General features: G+C 71.0%; 12 protein-coding genes. 8 read left to right on the forward strand and 4 right to left on the reverse strand.

The genetic code is table 11. The annotated features are described in order from the left end of the window. Nucleotides 1-37 precede the first annotated feature (37 nt). A complete protein-coding gene (locus tag ACJ73U_RS33040) occupies nt 38-1,057 on the reverse strand; it encodes a LysR family transcriptional regulator (protein ID WP_407781665.1) in 1,020 nt (339 codons plus the stop codon). A 158-nt stretch (nt 1,058-1,215) separates the two neighbouring features. Here ACJ73U_RS33040 and ACJ73U_RS33045 point away from each other — a divergent pair, with 158 nt between their 5' ends. From ACJ73U_RS33045 to ACJ73U_RS33080, 8 genes are all read left to right on the forward strand, one after another. Next, nucleotides 1,216-1,785, forward strand: coding sequence for a molybdopterin-dependent oxidoreductase (locus ACJ73U_RS33045; RefSeq protein ID WP_407781666.1), 570 nt, complete (start codon nt 1,216-1,218; stop codon nt 1,783-1,785). Between the two features lie 22 nt (nt 1,786-1,807). Continuing rightward, on the forward strand, nt 1,808-2,608 hold the full coding sequence (locus ACJ73U_RS33050) for an alpha/beta hydrolase (protein ID WP_407781667.1): 801 nt from the start codon (nt 1,808-1,810) through the stop codon (nt 2,606-2,608). Between the two features lie 3 nt (nt 2,609-2,611). Further along, nucleotides 2,612-3,397 carry an SDR family NAD(P)-dependent oxidoreductase gene (locus tag ACJ73U_RS33055; protein ID WP_407781668.1) on the forward strand — a complete coding sequence of 262 codons (786 nt, stop codon included), beginning with the start codon at nt 2,612-2,614 and terminating at the stop codon, nt 3,395-3,397. Nucleotides 3,398-4,140: 743 nt separating this feature from the next. Continuing rightward, nucleotides 4,141-6,930 carry an AfsR/SARP family transcriptional regulator gene (locus ACJ73U_RS33060; RefSeq protein ID WP_407781669.1) on the forward strand — a complete coding sequence of 930 codons (2,790 nt, stop codon included), beginning with the start codon at nt 4,141-4,143 and terminating at the stop codon, nt 6,928-6,930. A 474-nt stretch (nt 6,931-7,404) separates the two neighbouring features. After that, a complete protein-coding gene (locus tag ACJ73U_RS33065; protein ID WP_407781670.1) occupies nt 7,405-8,994 on the forward strand; it encodes a hypothetical protein in 1,590 nt (529 codons plus the stop codon). Nucleotides 8,995-9,010: 16 nt separating this feature from the next. Then, a complete protein-coding gene (locus ACJ73U_RS33070) occupies nt 9,011-12,529 on the forward strand; it encodes a hypothetical protein (RefSeq protein ID WP_407781671.1) in 3,519 nt (1,172 codons plus the stop codon). A 62-nt stretch (nt 12,530-12,591) separates the two neighbouring features. Then, on the forward strand, nt 12,592-15,414 hold the full coding sequence (locus tag ACJ73U_RS33075) for an ATP-binding protein (RefSeq protein ID WP_407781672.1): 2,823 nt from the start codon (nt 12,592-12,594) through the stop codon (nt 15,412-15,414). Between the two features lie 199 nt (nt 15,415-15,613). Further along, nucleotides 15,614-16,153 (forward strand): manganese efflux pump MntP family protein, encoded by a 540-nt coding sequence (locus tag ACJ73U_RS33080; RefSeq protein WP_407781673.1) that lies wholly within the window; start codon nt 15,614-15,616, stop codon nt 16,151-16,153. Between the two features lie 76 nt (nt 16,154-16,229). On the opposite strand, the gene ACJ73U_RS33085 is transcribed toward ACJ73U_RS33080, so the two are convergent. The 3 genes from ACJ73U_RS33085 to ACJ73U_RS33095 all read right to left on the reverse strand — a co-directional run. After that, on the reverse strand, nt 16,230-17,930 hold the full coding sequence (locus ACJ73U_RS33085) for a PQQ-dependent dehydrogenase, methanol/ethanol family (protein ID WP_407781674.1): 1,701 nt from the start codon (nt 17,928-17,930) through the stop codon (nt 16,230-16,232). Nucleotides 17,931-17,943: 13 nt separating this feature from the next. Continuing rightward, on the reverse strand, nt 17,944-18,405 hold the full coding sequence (locus tag ACJ73U_RS33090) for an MSMEG_3727 family PQQ-associated protein (RefSeq protein WP_407781675.1): 462 nt from the start codon (nt 18,403-18,405) through the stop codon (nt 17,944-17,946). A gap of 176 nt (nt 18,406-18,581) precedes the next feature. Continuing rightward, nucleotides 18,582-19,198, reverse strand: a 617-nt coding sequence (locus ACJ73U_RS33095; protein WP_407781676.1) for a peroxidase family protein, incomplete at its 5' end; no start/stop codon positions are given.

Consider the following 19,198-nt stretch of genomic DNA (forward strand, 5'->3'; position numbering starts at 1 on the left):
CGGTGACGATCACCGGCGGCGCCTCCTCGGGACCGGGCTAGGGCGAACTGTCGAGGCGCGGTTCGTGTCGAGCGGGGGGAGGAACGTCGGATCGGGTGATCTCGGCGGTCACCGGGTCGTCCGCGGGCAGCCAGCCAGGCGCGGCGTCCGGGTCGAACTGTCGCCAGCCCCGGCGGTGCGCGGTGTCGACGGCGATGTCGAGGAAGTCGCTGACGGCGGTCGGGAGATGTTCGTCCCGCCAGGCGAGTGACCACGGGTAGTGGGGTTGGAGCTCGGCCGGGCGGTGGACCGGGACCCCGGCGAGGGCGTACTTGTCGGCATAGCTGCCGAACTCGAAGAGGAACGCCTGTCCCTGCGCGCGGTTGAGCGCGGCGAGGCAGTGGCTGAACGCACCCGGGGTGCCCAGCCAGCGCAGCGCGACGCCGGTCTCCCCCTCGAACGCCGTGAGGTACTCGCCGTGGGCGTTGTAGAGGCCGGAGCCCGGCGCGTCGCCGAAGACCTCGATCGGGCGTTCGTGCAGTGACACCGTCTCGCGGGGTGGGTCGCCGGGTCGGGCGACCAGTCGCATGGGTTCCAGACGCAGCAGCCGGTGCCGCCAGCCGGTCGGGTGCTCGGCGACCAGCCTCGGGGTCACGCGCATGATCGCGACGTCGAGCAGGCCGTCGAGAAGGGCGTGGAACTGGCCGACACTGTCCAGTGCGCGCTCGACGAGCCGGATGTCCCCGCGGGCCGCGGTGTAGGCGTCCGCGACGACGCGGCTGGTGTCGAGCTCGAAGATGTGGGCGATCCGGAGGACGTCCGGCTGGTGCTCGCGCTGCATGCGTTCGGCGATGGCGAGCAGCGCGCGTGCCTCGTCGAGAAAGCGCTTGCCCCGCGGGGTCAGCGTGACGTGGCGGCTGTCGCGCACGAGCAGCGACACGCCGAGCTGCTGCTCGAGCTTGCGGATCTGCTTGGAGAGGGCGGGTTGGGAGATGTAGAGCCTGGCCGCGGCCCGGCCGAAGTGCAGCTCGTCGGCGACCGTGACGAAGTACCGCACCAACCGCAGGTCGAGGTCCATGCCAGCCTCCCACGACCCCCGACATCGCCTCACGCGGCGAGTGTGCCGTACGGCTCACGCTAGCCGGGTTATCGATCAGTGCCAAACAGGTCTTGGACGCGGCCCGCCGGCCCGGTGTTGCCTTGACACCGGGGGCCGTGACCGAGGAGAGGGCCGCAATGCCACAGGGCTCGCCGGTCGAACTGCCGCCGGGACAGGTGTTGATCGCCGACCTCCCCACGGTCCGCGTCGACGCCCCGCCACGCGTGGGCGCGACGGAGTGGCAGTTCTCCGTCGTCACCGAGTACGGGGCGGTCCGGCGCTGGGACTGGTCCGCGATCCGGGCACTGCCGAGCGAGCACGTCGTCGCGGACCTGCACTGCGTCACGGGCTGGTCGGTGCTCGACACCCACTGGGCCGGCGTGCCGGTCCGGACGCTGTTCGACGGCGTGACCACCGCCGCCACGTACGCGCTCGTGGACTCCTACGGCGGCTACACGACCAACCTGCCGCTGGAGGACCTGCTCGACATGCCGACCTGGCTGGCCACCGCCTTCGAGGGGCACGACCTGCGCCCCGAGCAGGGCGGCCCGGCCCGGCTGCTCGTCCCGCACCTCTACCTGTGGAAGAGCGTCAGGTGGGTCCGCGGCATCACCCTCAGCCGCCAGGACCGGCCCGGCTGGTACGAGCGGCACGGCTACCACAACTACGGCGACCCCTGGCGCGAGCAACGCTTCAGCGGCGACTGACCCACCCACCGAGGAGAGACTCATGACCGCACCAGCCGTACCCGCCGTCTTCATCCACGGACTGTGGTTGCACGCCACCAGCTGGGGACCCTGGTTGGACCTGTTCCGCGACGCCGGCTACGAGCCGGTCGCGCCCGGCTGGCCGAACGAGCCGGCCACCGTCGAGGAGGCCCGGCAGCACCCGGAGCTGGTCGCGAACCTGAGCAACGACGACGTCACCGACCACAACGCCAAGATCAACGCCGCCCTCGACGCGCCCCCGGTCATCGTCGGCCACTCGTTCGGCGGGCTGGTCACCGAGAAGCTGCTCGGCCAGGGCGTGGGGGCGGCGGGCGTCGCCATCGACCCGGCGCAGATCAAGGGCGTCCTGCCGCTCCCGCTCGCGCAGCTGCGTGCCGGCCTGCCCGCGCTGGGCAACCCGGCCAACCTGCACAAGGCCGTGTCCCTGACGCGCAAGGAGTTCCGCTTCGGCTTCGGCAACGCCCTCACCGAGGAGGAGTCGGACCTGCTCCACGAGAAGTGGACCATTCCCTCACCCGCCCGGCCGCTGTTCCAGGCCGCCGCGGCCAACTTCGTGCTGCACTCCCAGGCGAAGGTCGACACCGGCAACGACACCCGCGGACCGCTGCTGCTCGTCTCGGGCACCGCCGACCACACCGTGCCCGACGTGGTCACCCGGTCGACCTTCAGGCAGTACCGCGACTCGACCGCCGTGACGGAGCTGCGCCAGTTCGAGGGCCGTGGCCACTCCCTCACCGTCGACAGCGGCTGGCGCGAGGTCGCCGACGCCGTCCTCACCTGGCTCGAGAACCACCGCGGCTGAGCCATGGACCTGGGACTCACCGGGAAGGTCGCCGTCGTCACCGGCGCCAGCAAGGGAATCGGCCTGGCCACCACCCGCGCCCTCGCCGAGGAGGGCGTCCGGGTGGTGGCCGGCGCCCGCACCACGACCGAGGAACTGGCCGCGCTGGCGGCCACCGGCCAGGTGCGGCCCGTGCGGGTCGACCTGTCGAGCCCGACCGGGGCCGCCGACCTCGCCGCCGCCGCGCTGGAGCTCGGCAGGCTCGACATCCTCGTCAACAACGTCGGCGCCGTGACCCCACGACTCACCGGCTTCCTCGACGTGACCGACGAGCAGTGGCTCCACTCGATCACGCTCAACCTGCTCGCCGCGGTACGCACCACCCGGGCGGTGTTGCCCGCGATGCTCGCCGCCGGCCACGGCACCATCGTCACGATCAGCTCGGTCAACGCGTTCCTACCCGACCCCGCCGTCATCGACTACTGCGCGGCCAAGGCGGCCCTCACCAACTTCGCCAAGTCACTGTCCAAAGAGGTCGGCCCACACGGGATCCGGGTGAACACGATCAGCCCCGGCCCCGTCGCCACCGACCTCTGGCTCGGCGCGGACGGCGTCGCGGCCACCGTCGGACGGGCAAGCGGCCAGGACCCGGACGCCGTCGCCGAGAACGCCGCCGCCGGCTCGGTAACGGGCCGGTTCACCCGCCCCGACGAGATCGCCGACCTCGTCCTCCTGCTGGCGAGCGACCGAGCCGGCAACGTCACGGGCGCGGACCTCACCATCGACGGAGGCCTCATCACCACACTCTGAGGGCAGGCGGCCCGCCCAGCGTTTGTCGTGCCGCCGCCGCGCCATCCCGGTCATCCAGACCAGCGCGGTGCCCGGCGTCCTCGATATCGGCCCGGGGTCAGCCGGTGGTTCGTCGCCACCGGGACCGATCCGAGGCAGCGCACAGGTCCGGCCTTGAGCGAGCAGTCCGCGGCTCCGCGGGCCTGTGCGGTGGTTGCGCCGGCGGCGGGAACTCGTTCCAGGTAGCCGCCGGTCGCCAGCTCACCGGCGAACTGGGCGGCGGCCTGTTTTGGGGACGCCGTCGTTCGTGTCGTGGTGGGCGATGTCGCGGCGGGGTACCTGCGGCCGGCGGCCGGGGCCGCGATCCTGCGGGACCAGCAGGGCTGACCGTCGCACCTCGGTCAGGTGCCCGCGAAGCGGGTCCAGTTCACGCACTGAATTGTCGGCCAGCAGCCGGATCGTTCCCGTTGCGCGGGAACGATCCGGCTGTTTTCCCCCATTCAGCGCGGCCCTTCTCGCGCTGGCCTCCCGCCGCGGGCGGTCGATCCCGTCGTGGTCATTTGTCGCGGCTCAGTGACAGCGGCGTGGCGTCTGCCACTGCCGAGGGGACCGGCGCTCAGGAACTACGACGAGTCGGTTTTTGGTGCACCCTTCCTCCTCACGCTGTGGCGGGTGGGCCGTGGGCCTTGCTGTGGTTACAGAATGTCGGCATGGTGGTGGGAGAATTCCTGCAAGTTTCTTAAATATCCAGGTGGTGCGCGGTTGTGAACGAAAGTTCCCGCGGTGTTCGTATCCAGTTGCTGGGACCGGTCGAGGTGTTGGCGGCCGGCCGGCGGGTGGAGTTGGGCCCCCCGCGCGAGCGGTGCGTGCTGGCCGCGTTGGCGGTGGACGCGGGACACGTCGTCTCGCTGGAGACGCTTATCGACCGGGTGTGGGGGCAGGAGCCGCCGCTGCGGAGCAGGAACGCGTTGTACGTCTACGTCGCCCGGCTGCGGCAACGGTTGGCCGGCCTGCTGGACGTGCCGCGCCGCTCACGCGGCTACGTCCTCGACGTCGAGCCGGACCGGGTCGACGTGCACCACCTCCGCGGCCTGGTGGCCCAGGCCGGCGGCAGGTGCCCGCCCGGCCGGCGGGTGGAGCTGCTGCGTGCGGTCGTGCGCGGTTGGGGTGGCGAGCCGGTGTCCGACCTGACGGGTGACTGGGTGGCCGGGCTGCGGGCCGCCTGGGAGCAGGAACGGCTGGATGCCCTGGTGGCGTGGGCGTGGGCGGAGCTCGAGGTGGGGAACGCCTCCGCCACGGTCGCGCCTCTGGTCGAGTCGGTGGGGCGCTACCCGCTGGCGGAGTCGTTGGTCGCGGCGCTGATGCGGGCGCTGCACGTGTCCGGCCGCAGCGCCGACGCGTTGGACTGGTACGGGCGTACCCGGGAGCGACTGGTGGCGGAGCTGGGCATCGACCCCGGCCAACAGCTGCGGGAGGCTTACCAGGCGGTGCTGCGTGGCGAGCAGCCGGCCGAACCGGTCGAGGATGCGGAAGACGCCGCCGTGCACACCGACCGGTCGAGGTCCGGGGACGTCACCCTCGCCCAGCTGCCGCTGGACATCGTCGGGTTCGCCGGCCGCGCCGCCGAGCTGGCACGGCTCGACGAACTGCTGGCACTGGTGGACCGTGAGCCGACCGCCGCCGTCGTGGCCGTGCTGTGGGGCACGGCCGGAGTGGGGAAGACCGCGCTGGCGGTGCGGTGGGCGCACCAGGTGCGGGACGCGTTCCCCGACGGTGCGTTGCACGTCAACCTCCGCGGGTTCGACCCGAGCGGCAAAGCGGCGTCTCCCGCCGACGCCGTGCGTGACCTCCTCGACGCGTTGGGGGTGCCGCCGCAGCGGGTGCCCGCCGGCGTCGAGGCGCAGGTCGGCCTGTACCGCAGCCTGCTCCACGACCGGCGTGTGCTGGTGCTGCTCGACAACGCGCGGGATGCCGAGCAGGTTCGGCCGCTGCTGCCCGGCGTCGCCGGCTGCCTCGCGATCATCACCAGCCGCAACCAGTTGCTCAGCCTGGTCGTGACGCAGGGCGCCATCGGGATACCGGTCGACCTGCTCACCGTCGCGGAGGCGCGGGAACTGCTCGTGCACCGGCTCGGCAGCGGCCGCGTCGCCGCCGAACCCGCCGTCGTCGACACCGTCATCGGCTCCTGCGCCCGGTTGCCGCTCGCCCTGGCCGTCGTGGCCGCCCACGCCGCCGCTCGGCCCGACCAGTCGCTCGCCGTGCTCGCCACCCAACTCGCTGGTGGCACCGCGTTGAGGACGCTTACCGCGGGGGACGCCAGGACGGACCTGACAACGGTGTTCTCGTGGTCCTACCGCGCGCTGACACCGCCCGCCGCGCGGTTGTTCCGGCTGCTCGGCCTCCACGTCGGGCCCGACCTCGCCGCTGCCGCCGCTGCCAGTCTCGCCGGCGTGCCGGTCACCGACGTGCTGGACTCGTTGGCCGAGCTCACCACCATGCACATGGCCGTCGAGCACCTGCCCGGTCGCTGGACACTGCACGACCTACTGCGTGCCTATGCCGGTGACCTGGCGGAGGAGCTGGACCCGGAACGTGACCGGGGCGCGGCACTGCGCCGGGAGCTCGACCACTACCTCCACATGGCCGACACCGCGGCCACGTTGCTCAACCCGCAACGCGCGCCCATCTTCCCGGTGCCCGCCGCCGACGGTGTGGTCCTGGATCCCCCGCGCGACGCGGGCGAGGCGCGACGGTGGTTCGCGGTGGAGCACCCGGTGTTGCGGGACATGGTGCCCGCGGCCGCCCGCGCGGGCTTCGACGCCCACGCGTGGCAGCTCGCCAGGAGCATGACCACCTACCTCAACCAGCAGGGCCTGTGGTCGGAGATGGCGGAGACGCAGACGGTGGGCCTGGCAGCGGCACGACGCACGGGCGACCGTGACGGCCAGGTGCACACGCTGCGGGACCTGGCACTGGCCGAGACCAGGCGCGGCCGGTACGAGGAGGCGCGTGCGCATTACACCGCCGCCGCGGACCTCTGCGCCGAGACGGGGGACAGCAAGAAATGGGCCAACGTGCACCGCGACCTGGCCGAGCTCATGACACAGCAGGGACGGCTGGAGGAAGCCATCCACCACCTCGAACAGGCGGACACGGTGCGGGAGGACGACGTCGGACGGGCGAACAACGCCGGCTCGTTCGGCTGGTGCTACGCCCTGCTCGGTGACCACGACCAGGCGCTGCGCCACAGCGAGCGGGCCCTGGAGCTCGCGCAGGCGGCGGGTGTCGAGTGGACGGAGGCCAGCGTGTGGGACACGCTGGGCTACATCCACCACCAACTCCGCCACGACCACCCGCGCGCCAGGGCCTGCTACCAACAGGCCCTGCGCATCATCCACGACGTGGGCGACCTCTACCGGGAGGCCGAAACCCTCGACCACATAGCGGACGTCTGCACCGCGGCCGGCGACACCGAAGCGGCCCTGACCGCCCGACACCAGGCGCGGCGCATACGCCGAGAGTTCGACCAGACCGACGCGGCCTCCCAGACGTGACTGTCACCTCTCCCGACCTGGCGTGAGTAAGCGACCGCCCTGCTGGTGGAGGAGCCGTACGGAGACGAGTTGCGGTGCCGACTGTCCTATGAGGATCCCGGGCGATCGCCGTTCCATCTGGACCGCCGGCTGGGCGCGGGAGCGGACACCAGCTCGCGGTAGGCGCGGCTGAAGCTGAGGAATCGCCCCATCGCGGACTCGTCCCGACAATTCCGTCGATCGTGCCCCGCACGATGCCCTTGTGGCCGCACTTTCCGTCCCGGCTCCCGCCCGGTCCAGATCAAGTTCGAGATCAACGCTCTGACCGCACGAGGGGGCGCACGGAAAACATCAGGGGGGTGTGTGCGGGGTTCCCCTAACGACCGCGGGCCCCGTGCGGACCTAACGTCTCTGGCATCCATCCAGGCTCGTTCCCCGGCGGAGCACGGCTCCGGACCCGGTGTCGCGGCCTGCCCACCAGCCAGGACGGAGACCATGGCCGACAACCCCTACGGCAAGGAAGCCACCCGGATGCAGGGCGTGCACACCATCCTCGCCTTACCGCAGAGTTATCTCGCCTACCGGTTGGACGTGCTGCTGCGCACCGGCCACACCACCACCGGCGCGAGCCTGAAGAAGGTCCGGCTGCCCATCAACGACAAGGGCCAGCTCTGGCTCGAGGGCACGGTCTCGGCGCTGGGCATCACGGTGTCGGTGCCCGGATCCGTGGGCAAGGTCGTCTTCACCGTCACCTTCTCCGCCGGGCAGATGGACTACTACGACGTCCAGGCCATCCCGCCGGTACTCAGCACGTGCGACATCGCCGGGTTGACCGTCGGCTTCCTGGTCGACCTCGCGAAGGCGGGTGTCGACGTGAAGGACCACGGCGAGCTGCCGAAGGACGTCCAGGACCTGGCGGCCGGCCTGCCCCCGGGGTCCTTCACCATCAACGAGCTGTTCCTGGACCTGGAGAAAGCCGACCTGGCCCAGTACGACACCGCGAGCACGGTGTTCCCCCCGAAGATGCCGCCGAGCGCGCGGTCCGCGTTCAGCACCTACCTCGCCACGTACCTGGACTGGATCAGGCAGGCGAAGGGGCACGTCCTCGGCTACGGCGTCACCGTGCCCGAGTGGCACGACCCGGTCGCCAGCTTCCCACCCGCCAGCCTCGACTTCGTCACCAACAAGTACACGGCCGAGAAGCCCGACCCCGCGGACGGCAAGCGGGACTGCCTGCTGTACCTGATGATGACCGGGCGCGAGCCGCTTCCCCGCAACACACAACCGTGGTGGGGCAACTTCGTGTTGCCGGACGACGGTGCGAAGGACGGCTGGTTCGGCGCGATGGCGATGGCGCGGAGCCTGTTCATCGACGACTTCCTCGCCCGCCACCTCAGCCCGATCGTCACCAGGTACTGGGAGCTGGGCAACACCGACGACGGCCTCGACCTGGTCAAGAAGGACCGCACCGGTTCGCTCGGCGCGCTGAACGGCGGTCTCGTCTGGAACTGCCGGAACCAGACCGGCAAGTCACACAGGACGAACACGTTCAGCAACGACGACGTCGTGACGACCATGAGCTGGGACGTGTCCGTGACCCACACACCCGGCACGGACCGGCTGGTCATCACCCGCGTGGTCGACTTCGACGTCGACTTCACGCACTGGTACGGCATCGAGGGGCACGCGACCAGCACGTCCTTCCACGTCTGGTACCACGTCCCGCTCACGGTGACCGTGACCATGGCCGGTGTCGTGGACGGCCGGCTGCAGGTGACGGCGTCGTCCAGCTACCCGCAGCCGGACCCGACGACCCTGTACGACATGCCGATGGGGCACCTCATCGTCAGGTCGGAGGGGACCAGCTCGATCTGGGAGAGCGTCGCCGACACGCTGGACAAGACGGTCTACGACATCGTGCGGGCCGCGCTGGACGAGGCGATCGGCGGCGAGGTGGCGACCGCGGTCGCCCAGAACCTGAACCTGACGCCGTTCGTGTTCCCCGGCGGCGCCCAGCTCGGCCTGGTGCGCCCGATCTTCAACACCGAGGGGGACCTGTTGTTCGGCGCCTCCCAGAAATCCTGAGAGCGGAGCCGTACCCATGCCTGTCACCGCGCATTCCCAGCTGATGACCAACCACGTGCCCGGCGTCGCGCTCAGCGCCCAGCGCCGCCTGCGCACCGTCTACTCGAACACCCACTCACCGCTCCTGTTCACCCTGAACAACGAGCACCGGCTCAGCCTCACCCTGCCGTCCGCGACGAGCGCGACCGGCTGGGAGGAGCTGGACCTCACCAAACCCCTCACCGCCGTGCCCGAGCTGGGGACGACACCGGTCGTGCACTCCTTCGCCGTGTCCCAGGCACCCGACGGCCGGATCTCGCTGGTGCTGGCCGCGGCCGCCGGCCCCGGGCGCCCGTCCCGGGTCTACGTCAGCGAGCGGATGGCCAACACCGAGTCCACGAAGGACTGGTCACGGCTTGCCGCCGGGCTGACCGAGCGGCGGATTCCCGACAACCTGACCGTCACCGACATCCTCGTCGGCGACAGCCGGGACGGCACGCCGTTCAGCGTCGTGGTCACGCTCGACGAGCGGGACCGGGTCGAGTACCACCAGATCAACCCGGACCCGGCCGGCAGCTGGTCCTCGACACCGGTTCCGTTGCCGCAGGACGCGACCAGGTGCGTGTCCGTCGCGGTCGGTCAGCACCGCGACCTCGGCACGGGCATCTACTCGCTGTTCGAGCTCGCCACCCTGCACAGCCTGGTGTTCACCACGCTGCCGGTGGAGTTCGACGGTGAGCTGATGTTCGACACGGTCGAGCTCGACCTGCCGGACGGGCTGGCCGCCGCGGCGCTGGCCACCGTGGCCAACCCCGACGGAACCACGGACCTCTACGTCGGCGGCGACGGTGTCTGCCGCTACCCCGCCGACAGGCAGGCCAGCTCACACCTGCCCACCGAGAACCTGATGGACAGCAAGCACGTCAGCGGTGTACGTGACCTCCTCGTCGCCACCGACCAGAAAGGCGCGCAGCTCAGCGTGTGGGCGATCGACACGCGCGACACGCTGGTGTACGTCGAGGGCAGCCGCCCCGTGGCCGGTGGGGACTTCGCCTGGCAGCAGCCGCTCCTGCTGGAGACCGAGGTCACCGCCCTGTCGGCATACCGCGTCCAGGTCGCCGCCGAACACGAACGCAGCAGTGTGGCGATGGCGCTCGGTGGGTCCGACGGCGGCTTCCGGATGCTCACGCAGGATCCGCAGACCGCGTTGTGGCGGCACCAGACCGTCTCGTTGCACACCAGGAAGGAGGTCCTGCCGCTACAGACCTACACCACCCGGATCGTGGTCACCGACGAGCGCGGTGATCCCGTGCGCGACAAGGAGGTCCTGCTCGAGCCCGACCGGGACTGCGCGGCGCTGGTCAACAGCCGTTACTACGCCCTGCGTGCCGGCACGCCGAAGCCGGCCACGACCGACGCCCAGGGTGTGGTCACGATCGTGCTGGAGACGGTGGACCTGAGCGCACCGGTCTACACCGTCCACCTCGACGGCGTCGTGGCCCTCACCGCCGACCCCGGCGCCGACACCAAGGAGACGCTGCGCGGGTTCGGCAGCGACACGATCATCAATGCCAAGCGCAACAACGGAAAGCCACTGTTCGACACCCAGCCGGACCCCGCGACGCGCGAGAAGGCGGTGGGCGGCGTCCGGCAGCTGATGGGGGTGCACGACGACCTGTCCCGCCGGGAGTCCGCTCGACCGTCCACTGTGGCCGCCGCGGGCACCGTCGCCGCCAGGGGAATCATGGACGGTTGGGTCGACGTCTCGGTCGGCGACCTCCTCACGGCGCTGCGCGGCGGGACGCGGAAGGTGACGGACTTCCTCGTGCGGGAGATCGAGGACTCCGCTGCCTGGAAGTTCGTGGTGTGGGTCGGCGACCAGATGTACGAGGCAGTGATCGAGTTCGCGCACCAGGCGGTCGCGGCGATCGACTGGGTGCTCGAGCACACGCTGGGCATCACCCTCGAGGACCTGATCGACTGGCTGGGCTTCCTGTTCTCCTGGGACGACATCCTGGCCAACCACCGGGTGCTGACGAAGATCGTCACCCTCTCGTTCGACCACGTCACCCAGCAACTGGCCGAGTCGAAGAAGTCCGTCGACGACTGGTTCGGCACCCTCCGCCGGTCCTTCGTCGACGACAAGCTGGTCGTGGACAGCTCATCGGACATCTTCGCCAAGCGGGTGGGCCGCGACACCGCCCAGCCGAGCGCGGAACACCGCAAGGCACTGGAGTCTCCCCAGACCAGCTGGGGCACCCACCAGCTGGGCGGCAACCTCGGCCAGGCCACGCCCGGTGAGTACGTCCCCGACGACCCGGGGGACCTGCTGGTCACGGTCGTCGACGAGGAGATCGCGGTGTTGCGGCAGATGGGCGAGCAGTTCCGCGCGCTGTTCGCCGACGGGCTCGGCACCCGGACGCTCGGCGAGATCGTCGAGGCCGTCGCCGAGATCATCGGGATCGCGGTGCTGGACACCCTCGAGAACATGACGCTGACGGTCATCGACGCGGGCATCCTCGTGGTCAAGGCCGTCAAGGCGGTGCTCACCACCCGCTGGGACATCCCGGTGCTCACACCGTTGTACGAGAAGGTCATCTGTCGTGGCGACGGCAGCCAGCTGACGCTGATCGACCTGATCTGCCTGCTCGGCGCCGTCCCCGCGACCATCGTGGGCAAGGCACTCCTGCCCGACCACGCAAACCTGTTCGCCGCCCGGCAGATCGAGGCGGTCCGCACCGCGAGGACCTGGGACGAGGCGGTGACCGCGCTGTCCGCCCAACCGGCGCGCCTCGCCGCCGCGGCCACACCTGATGCCCAGGTGCAGGCAGGCAAGGTGTTCGCGCTGGTGAACGCAATTCTGCGAGTGCCCAACGTGTTGCTGTCCACCGCGCTCGATGCCAGCGTGCTCGACCCGACGGGCGCGGCGTCACCGCGGCCGGTCCGGCTGGTCAAGCTGGCGCTGGACTGGACGGGCTACGTCGTCGGCCTGATCGGGGTGGGCCTGCTGGCCAAGAAGAAGCGCAGCGACCGGGAGAACCTCGACATCGCGATCGCCGTGCTGGGGATCGTCCCACCCGCGCTCGGCACGATCCGGGAGATCGTGCGTCCGGCAGATCCGAGCCCACCGACCCCCGACATCCCGCTGCCAGACCCACCGCCCATCGCGGACGATGCCCTGTCCTTCCGCGTGGCGGCCGCCTCCTACGGGGTAGCGGACGTGACCCGGTTCGTGGAGAGCGGGTACGGCGTACTGCTGCTGGTGCTCGGCTTCGTGTCACTGGGCCTGCAGGTCAGCGAGGACCACCCGGAGATCACTGGCCAGCAGTTCGGCGCCCTGGTGGGAGTGAAGGGGGTACAGAACATGTGCGCCGCAGGCGTCGCCATGATGGCGCCCTTCGTCACACAGAAGGTGGCGGACGCACAGCCGGAATTGTTCGGAGGGGTACTCCTTGTTCGGACGTTCCTGTCGGCCCTGCGGATGGACCTCCAGCTGGGCCGGAGCGTGGTCCAGCTGGCCCTGTCCTACACCGACTTCGAGGGCGCGGTCCCCTGAGCACGAGCCCATCGGCGGGGACGGACTCGCTGGTCTGACCGGCGGTGGGCTAGAACTGGAGTATGCAGTCGACGGGGCCGCGCGGAAGTCTGGTTGAGCGGGAGCGGGAGGTCGACGCGCTGCGTGGGGCCTTTGCCGGGGTGGCGGCCGGTGCGGGCGGTCGGGTGGTAGTCGTCGACGGGGCGGCCGGGCTGGGCAAGACCGCGTTGCTCCGCCGTGCCCGGGAGCTGGCCAGGGAGTCGGGCCTGACGGTGTTGTCGGCGCGGGGCGCCGAGCTGGAGCGGGACTTCGCGTTCGGTGTCGTCCGCCAGTTCGTCGAACCCGCCCTGCCCAGGGACGCCGGTGAGCGTGCGGCGTTGTTCACCGGGTCCGCGGGCGCCACCCGCGGGCTCTTCGACGCCGACGCGTCGGCGGACGACACCGCGGGTGGGGTCTACGCGCTGCTCAACGGCCTGTACTGGCTGCTGGTCACGATGTCAGAGCGCGCTCCGCTGGTGGTCATGGTCGACGACGCGCAGTGGGCCGACCTGCCGTCGTTGCGGTTCCTGGGTTTCCTCGCCCGCAGGGTGGAGTCGGTCGCGATCTCGGTGGTGGCCGCGACGCGGGCGGCGGAACACGACGACGGCGGGCTGCTCGACGACATCCTGGCGGCCGACGACTGCGTGCTGGTCGAGCTGCGGAACCTGAGCGAGGCCGCGGTCGCCGACCTCGTCCGCCGTGAGCTGGGGCCGGCGGCCACCGACGACTTCTGCGCCGCCTGCCACCGGATCACGACCGGCAACCCGCTGTTCGTGCGGGAACTGCTGCGGGTGCTGGCCGGCGGCGACGTGCGGCTGGACGCGGGCGGCGCCATGTCCGTGGCGGCGGCCGGGCCGGTCGCGATCCGGCGGTACGTCGCGGCACGGTTGCGACGCCAGCCCGAGGACGTGCGGCGCGTCGTCACGGCCGTCGCCGTCCTGGGCGACGACGTCGACCTCCCGCTGGTCGCCCGCCAGGCCGGGGTGTCACCGGAGGCCGCGGCCGCGGCCGCGGAACGGCTCGCCCAGCACGGCATCTTCGAGCGTGCCGAGCCACCGGCGTTCGTCCACGCGGTGGTCCGGGACGTCGCGTTGTCCCTGGTGTCGCTGGCCGAACGGGACGCCGAGCACGACCGGGCCGCGTCGGTTCTGCGGCAGGCGGGCGAACCGCTCGCGCGGGTGGCCTCGCACCTGCTGCGGACCACACCCGCGGCGAACCAGGACCGGATCCCGATCCTGCTCGCCGCCGCCCAGCAGGCGTGGCTGCAGGGCTCGCCGGAGAGCGCGTCGACCTACCTGGCCCGGGCCAGGGCGGAGCCGCCGCCGCCCGCGTACCGTTCCGAGGTCAGCCGGCGGCTCGCCAACTGCGAGGCGCACCAGCTGGCGCTCGCGAACGCCGGTGAGCACCTGAGCGAGGCGCTGTCGCTGGCGGACAACCCGGCGCAACGCGCGCGCTGTGCCTACAGCCTGGCCAGGTTCCGCAACGCGTGCGGCGAGACCGGACCGGCGCTCGCGCTGCTGTCCCAGGCCGTGGCCGAGCTGCCCGAGGACGCGGATCCCGGGCTGGTGGAGGAGCTGACCGGGGAGCTGATCGGGTTCGCCAGGGCCGACCTGTCCAGCCGGTCCGCCCTTCTCGACGTGCTCGCCCGGGTCCGCGCCCGCGCCGGCGACGCGGACCCCCTGGTGGCCGCGCAGCTCTCGCTCGAGGCGGTGCTCACCGGCGAGTCCGCGCGGCGGGGGATCGCGTTGGCCCGCACGGCCCTGGCGGGGGACAGGCTCGCGCCGGAGCGGACCGGGTTCTGGCCCGCGGTGACGACGCTGATGGTCACCGACCACTCGCCGGAGGCCGAACAGCGGGTACAGCGGGCGCTGACCGGCGCGGTCGACCGCGGCCAGCTGTTCCCGCAGGGGTTCATCCGGGCCTACCTCGCGCGGATCTCCCTCCTGCGTGGTGATCTCGCGCAGGCGGCCGAACACGTCGAGATCGGCACCCAGGCCGTGCCGGAACCCAACATCGGCCTCCCCCTCCTGGCGTCGACCGCGGCTCACCTGCTCGTCGAACAGGGACGCGTCGAGGAGGCGGCCGAGGTCCTGCGCGACCTGACCGAGGTTCGGGAACCACGCACCGCACTGCACCTGTGGCTCCTGGACGCCCGGATGCGGGTGCACGCGGCGCGGGGTGACCACGACGCCGCGCTGGCCGACGCCCTCGCGTGCGGGGCGGCGTACGAACGGTGGGGCGCCACGGGCGTGTGGGAGGTGCCGTGGCGGCTGTGCGCGGCCGAGGCGTGCCTCGGTCTCGGGCAGCGCACGCGGGCGGCCGCGCTGATCGAGGAGCAGCTGCGCCACGCCCGGTCGTTGGGGGTGGCGAGCCACATCGCGGTCGCGTTGCGCCACGCCGCACGACTCGGCGACCCCGCGCCGTTGCTCGCGGAGGCGGTGGACCTGCTGCGTGCGGGCCCGGCCCGGCTGGAGCTCGCCAGGGCACTCGCGGACCTGGGGATCCAGCAGTCACGGCACGGCTCGCGCGGCGAGGGCCGCTCCCGCGGCGAGGGCCGGGAGACGCTCCGGCAGGCGGCGGTGCTGGCGTTGGAATGCCGCGCCACCGCACTGGCCGAACGGCTGCAGGACATGCTGACCACCCGCGGCGGCCGCTCACCCCGCATCCAGGTCTCCGGCGTCCCCGCCCTCACCCCGTCCGAACGGCAGGTGGCCGCACTCGCCGCCGACGCACTGACCAACCGGCAGATCGCCGAACGGCTCTACGTCACCGAGAAGACGGTCGAGACCCACCTCAGCCGCGCCTACCGCAAGCTGGGCGTCCGCTCCCGGACCCAGCTGGCGGTCCAGATGACGACCACGCGGTAGCCGGCGTGCGGAGCGGACGGGCTCGCCGAGCCAGCCCCGATGTCCGCGGCGGGCGCACGGCCGAGCGATTGCCGTCGGTCGGAGAAATGGTGGATGTTTCCCGCGGATAATGTGCGATAACATATCCTACTGTGCCGGGTGCTCGCCAAGAGAGCATTGTTCGTGTCGGCGTCGGGCGTCTCCGGGATGGGGCGTTGCCATGATCTGGGAAGTGCTGGTCCTCGGTTTCGTGCTCAGTCTCGACAATTTCCGGGTGTCGGTCGCGCTGGGGACCGTGCCATTCGGGTTGCGGCGGGCGGTGCAGATCGCGCTGACATTCGGTTTGTGGGACGCGGTCATGCCGTTGGTCGGGTTGTTGGTCGGGGGGCGGATCGGGGATGCCGTCGGGGACGTCGCGGAATGGGTGGGGGCGGGCGCGCTCGGTGTGTACGGTCTCTATCTCGTCATCGTGGCTCTACGGAATCCCGAGCCGGAGGAGCTGGACCACCCGTGGGCATTGTTCGGCATTCCGTTGACGCTGAGCCTGGACAACCTGTTCGCCGGGACCAGCCTGGGCATCCTCGGACTCTCGCCGTGGTTCTCGGCCACCGTCTTCGGGTTCATGACGGCGGTGCTGTCGCTGGTCGGGCTGCGGCTCGGTCGCGTCGCGGCGCGGCTCATCCGGGTCCGCTCGGACCTGTTGAGCGGCATCACCCTGATCATCGCGGCCGCGGCGCTGCCGTTGGTGTTCGGCGACTAGCTCGGACCGGGTGAGAAAAGCCACGTGTGTGGGGCGCCGAACCAGGTTCGGCGCCCCACAGGTGTTCGTTCGGCCCCTACGACGGTTCGGGCAGGGCGAAGACGATCAGGGCGCTTCCGTGCCCCGCGCCGAGCATGCCGGGGAGGAAACCCTCCGCCCAGCCGCCCCACCCGACCGGCACGGCGACGTACTGCCTGCCGTCCACCATGTACGTGGTCGGGCTGCTGTGGTGGCCGCTCCCGCACTGGAACTGCCACAGCAGCTCCCCGGTGCGGGCGTCGAGCGCGTTGAACTCGCCCGACGGCTCGCCGGCGAACACCAGGTCACCGGCGGTGGCGAGGACCGAGGCGCACATCGGGAGCTCGTTGCGCCAGCGCCACTTCTCCTCGCCGTTCGCGTCGAACGCGCTGATGGAACCCGCCATGTCCTCGATGTCCACCTGAACGCCCGCGCCCCAGTACGGGATGCTCTCCTTGAACTCCCGGCGCCGCCGGGTGGCCGTGGCGCCGGTGTCCTGGACCGGGACGTAGAACAGCTCGGTCCGCGGGCTGTAGGCCGCGTGGGTCCACTCCTTGGCGCCGGCGGGGCCGGGGTAGAAGTGGACGGGCTCGCCCTCCTTGTCCGGGTAGATCTTCGCCGTCACCTTGCCGTCCCGCGTGATCGCGCCCCACGTGATGCGGTCCACGAAGGGGGTGATCTGGACCAGTGCGCCGTCCGTGCGGTCGAGCACGAAGAAGTAGCCGTTCTTGTCGAAGTGCCCCAGCAGCTTGCGCCCGTCCTTCTCGAACAGGATGCACTCGGCGATGCTGTCGTAGTCCCACAGGTCGTGCGGGGTGCACTGGTAGTGCCAGCGGATCTGACCGCTGTCCACGTCGACGGCGATGATGCTGTCGGTGAACAGGTTGTCGCCCTCGCGGACGCCGCCGTCGAAGTCGGGCGCCGGGTTGCCGGTGCCGACGTACAGCAGGTTCGTCTCCGGGTCGAAGGTGCCGGTGAGCCAGCAGTTCGCCCCGCCGCGGGCCCAGGCCTCGCCGTCGGCCGGCCAGGTCTCCGAGCCGGGCTCGCCGGGCTTCGGCACCGTGTAGCAGCGCCACTGGTGCTCACCGGTGTCGACGTCGAACGCGTCGAGGTGGCCACGCACGCCGAACTCGCCGCCGGAGCTCCCGACGATGACCATGTTCTTCACGACCAGCGGGGCCACCGTGGCGCTCTCGCCGGCCCGGACGTCGCCGTAGGTCCTGTCCCAGACCCGCTTGCCGGTGGTGGCGTCGAGGGCGAGCACGCGCGCGTTCGCCGTGACGAAGAAGACCTTCCCCTTGGCCACCGCGACCCCGCGGTTCACGTTGCCGCAGCACAGGGACACGTCGAACGGCACCGCGTGCTTGTACCGCCAGATCTCCACCCCCGTCCTGGCGTCGAGCGCCCACACCCAGCCGTCCCAGCCGGAGAGGAACATGACGCCGTCCACGACGATCGGGGCCGCCTCGAACGAGTAGGTCGACGCGCCCGCGATCAACCCGGTCGTGCCGGCCTGGAAGATCCACGCCGGACCGATGCGCTTGACGTTCTCGGTGTTGATCTGGTCCAGCGGGCTGTACCGCTGCCCGTCGTAGGCGCCGTAGTAGGTGAGCCAGTTCTGGGGCTCCTCGCGCGCGTTGAGTATGCGCTCGTAGTCCACGCCGGCCACGACCGGCGGCGCGACCTCACCGCCCGCGACCTTGCCGCTCAGGCTGCCCTGGTCGACGGCCTCGCCCGCGTCCACGTACTCGACGGTCATCTCCTGCTCCTTCCTACGGCCGCGGCTGTTCTGGACGGTCGAGACGGGCCTCCGGCGGGGCGTCACCCAGGACGACGATGGCCCCGGTCAGCCCGCGGCCCTCGTCGTTGCCCGTCGGCGAGCTGAACCAGTAGTAGCCCGGCCCGTCGAGGTTGAGGGTCGCCCGTCCTCTCGAATGGTTCACCAGCCAGATGAACTTGCGGTCGCCGTTGCTCGGCAGGAGCGCGCAGTGCGTGTTCAAGTCGTCGTTGACGAGTTCGAGCTCGATATCGCCGCCGTGCGGCATGACCAGAATCGCGGGATCCCAGGCCAGCTCGTCGGGGTTGATGCGAATTGTCGCGCGCATGCGGCCGTCCGGTTCCTCGGTCGCATGTCCGATGTTCCCGGTGCCCAGCAGCCGGCCGATCGTTGCCTTGTTCTGCGTGTTCAACCCGAGTTGGTCCAGCAGGTCGGATCGTTCCTGCGTGGTTGTCACGGACGCACACCTCCGCTTCGGAAAAAACGTTATCCGAATTGACGCCGAGCTTTTTTGAGGAATCACCTCGGCGAGGGTGAGAAATCGACAGTCAAGAAGGACGCTACGCCCGATGAATGACACCGACAAGGGTGCCGGCGGATCAGGGCGGGCGCCTGCCGTTCAGCCGCGAACGGCTACCGTTCACACCCGGTGCGCCGCCGGTCGGCCGAGCCGGCGAGGTCGTACCGGTCGAGGTTCATGACCTTGTCCCACGTGGCCACGAAGTCCCGCACGAACCTCTCCCGCGCGTCGTCGCTCGCGTAGACCTCCGCGAGCGCCCGCAGCTCGGGGTTCGAGCCGAAGACGAGGTCGACGCGGCTCGCGGCCCACCTGACCTCGCCGCTGGACCGGTCGCGGCCCTCGAAGGTCCCGGCGGACGCCGGGTGCCAGGCCGTGCCCGGGTCGAGCAGGTGCACGAAGAAGTCGTTGGTCAGCGTGCCCGGCCTCGAGGTGAGGACACCCAGCGCGGACTGCCGGTGGTTCGCGCCGAGGACGCGCAGGCCGCCAACGAGGACGGTCATCTCGGGCGCGCTCAGGTCCAGCAGGTTCGCCCGGTCGACCAGCAGGTGCTCCGACGGCAGCCGGGCGCGGCGGCCGCGGTAGTTGCGGAACCCGTCCGCGACCGGTTCCAGCACGGCGAACGACGCGACGTCGGTCTGTTCCTCCAGCGCGTCGGTGCGTCCGGGAGCGAAGGGGACCGCCACGTCGTGGCCCGCGTTCTCGGCGGCCCTTTCGACGGCCGCGCAACCGC

It is taken from the genome of Actinophytocola sp., assembly GCF_045807065.1.
In the GTDB taxonomy this organism is placed as follows: Bacteria; Actinomycetota; Actinomycetes; order Mycobacteriales; family Pseudonocardiaceae; genus Actinophytocola.

Excerpts from the sequence above, each read along its gene's own strand:
- ACJ73U_RS33040 (WP_407781665.1), bottom strand. The coding sequence starts at position 1,057 with ATGGACCTCGACCTGCGGTTGGTGCGGTACTTCGTCACGGTCGCCGAC.
- ACJ73U_RS33045 (WP_407781666.1), top strand. The coding sequence starts at position 1,216 with ATGCCACAGGGCTCGCCGGTCGAACTGCCGCCGGGACAGGTGTTGATC.
- ACJ73U_RS33050 (WP_407781667.1), top strand. The coding sequence starts at position 1,808 with ATGACCGCACCAGCCGTACCCGCCGTCTTCATCCACGGACTGTGGTTG.
- ACJ73U_RS33055 (WP_407781668.1), top strand. The coding sequence starts at position 2,612 with ATGGACCTGGGACTCACCGGGAAGGTCGCCGTCGTCACCGGCGCCAGC.
- ACJ73U_RS33065 (WP_407781670.1), top strand. The coding sequence starts at position 7,405 with ATGGCCGACAACCCCTACGGCAAGGAAGCCACCCGGATGCAGGGCGTG.
- ACJ73U_RS33070 (WP_407781671.1), top strand. The coding sequence starts at position 9,011 with ATGCCTGTCACCGCGCATTCCCAGCTGATGACCAACCACGTGCCCGGC.
- ACJ73U_RS33075 (WP_407781672.1), top strand. The coding sequence starts at position 12,592 with ATGCAGTCGACGGGGCCGCGCGGAAGTCTGGTTGAGCGGGAGCGGGAG.
- ACJ73U_RS33080 (WP_407781673.1), top strand. The coding sequence starts at position 15,614 with ATGATCTGGGAAGTGCTGGTCCTCGGTTTCGTGCTCAGTCTCGACAAT.
- ACJ73U_RS33085 (WP_407781674.1), bottom strand. The coding sequence starts at position 17,930 with ATGACCGTCGAGTACGTGGACGCGGGCGAGGCCGTCGACCAGGGCAGC.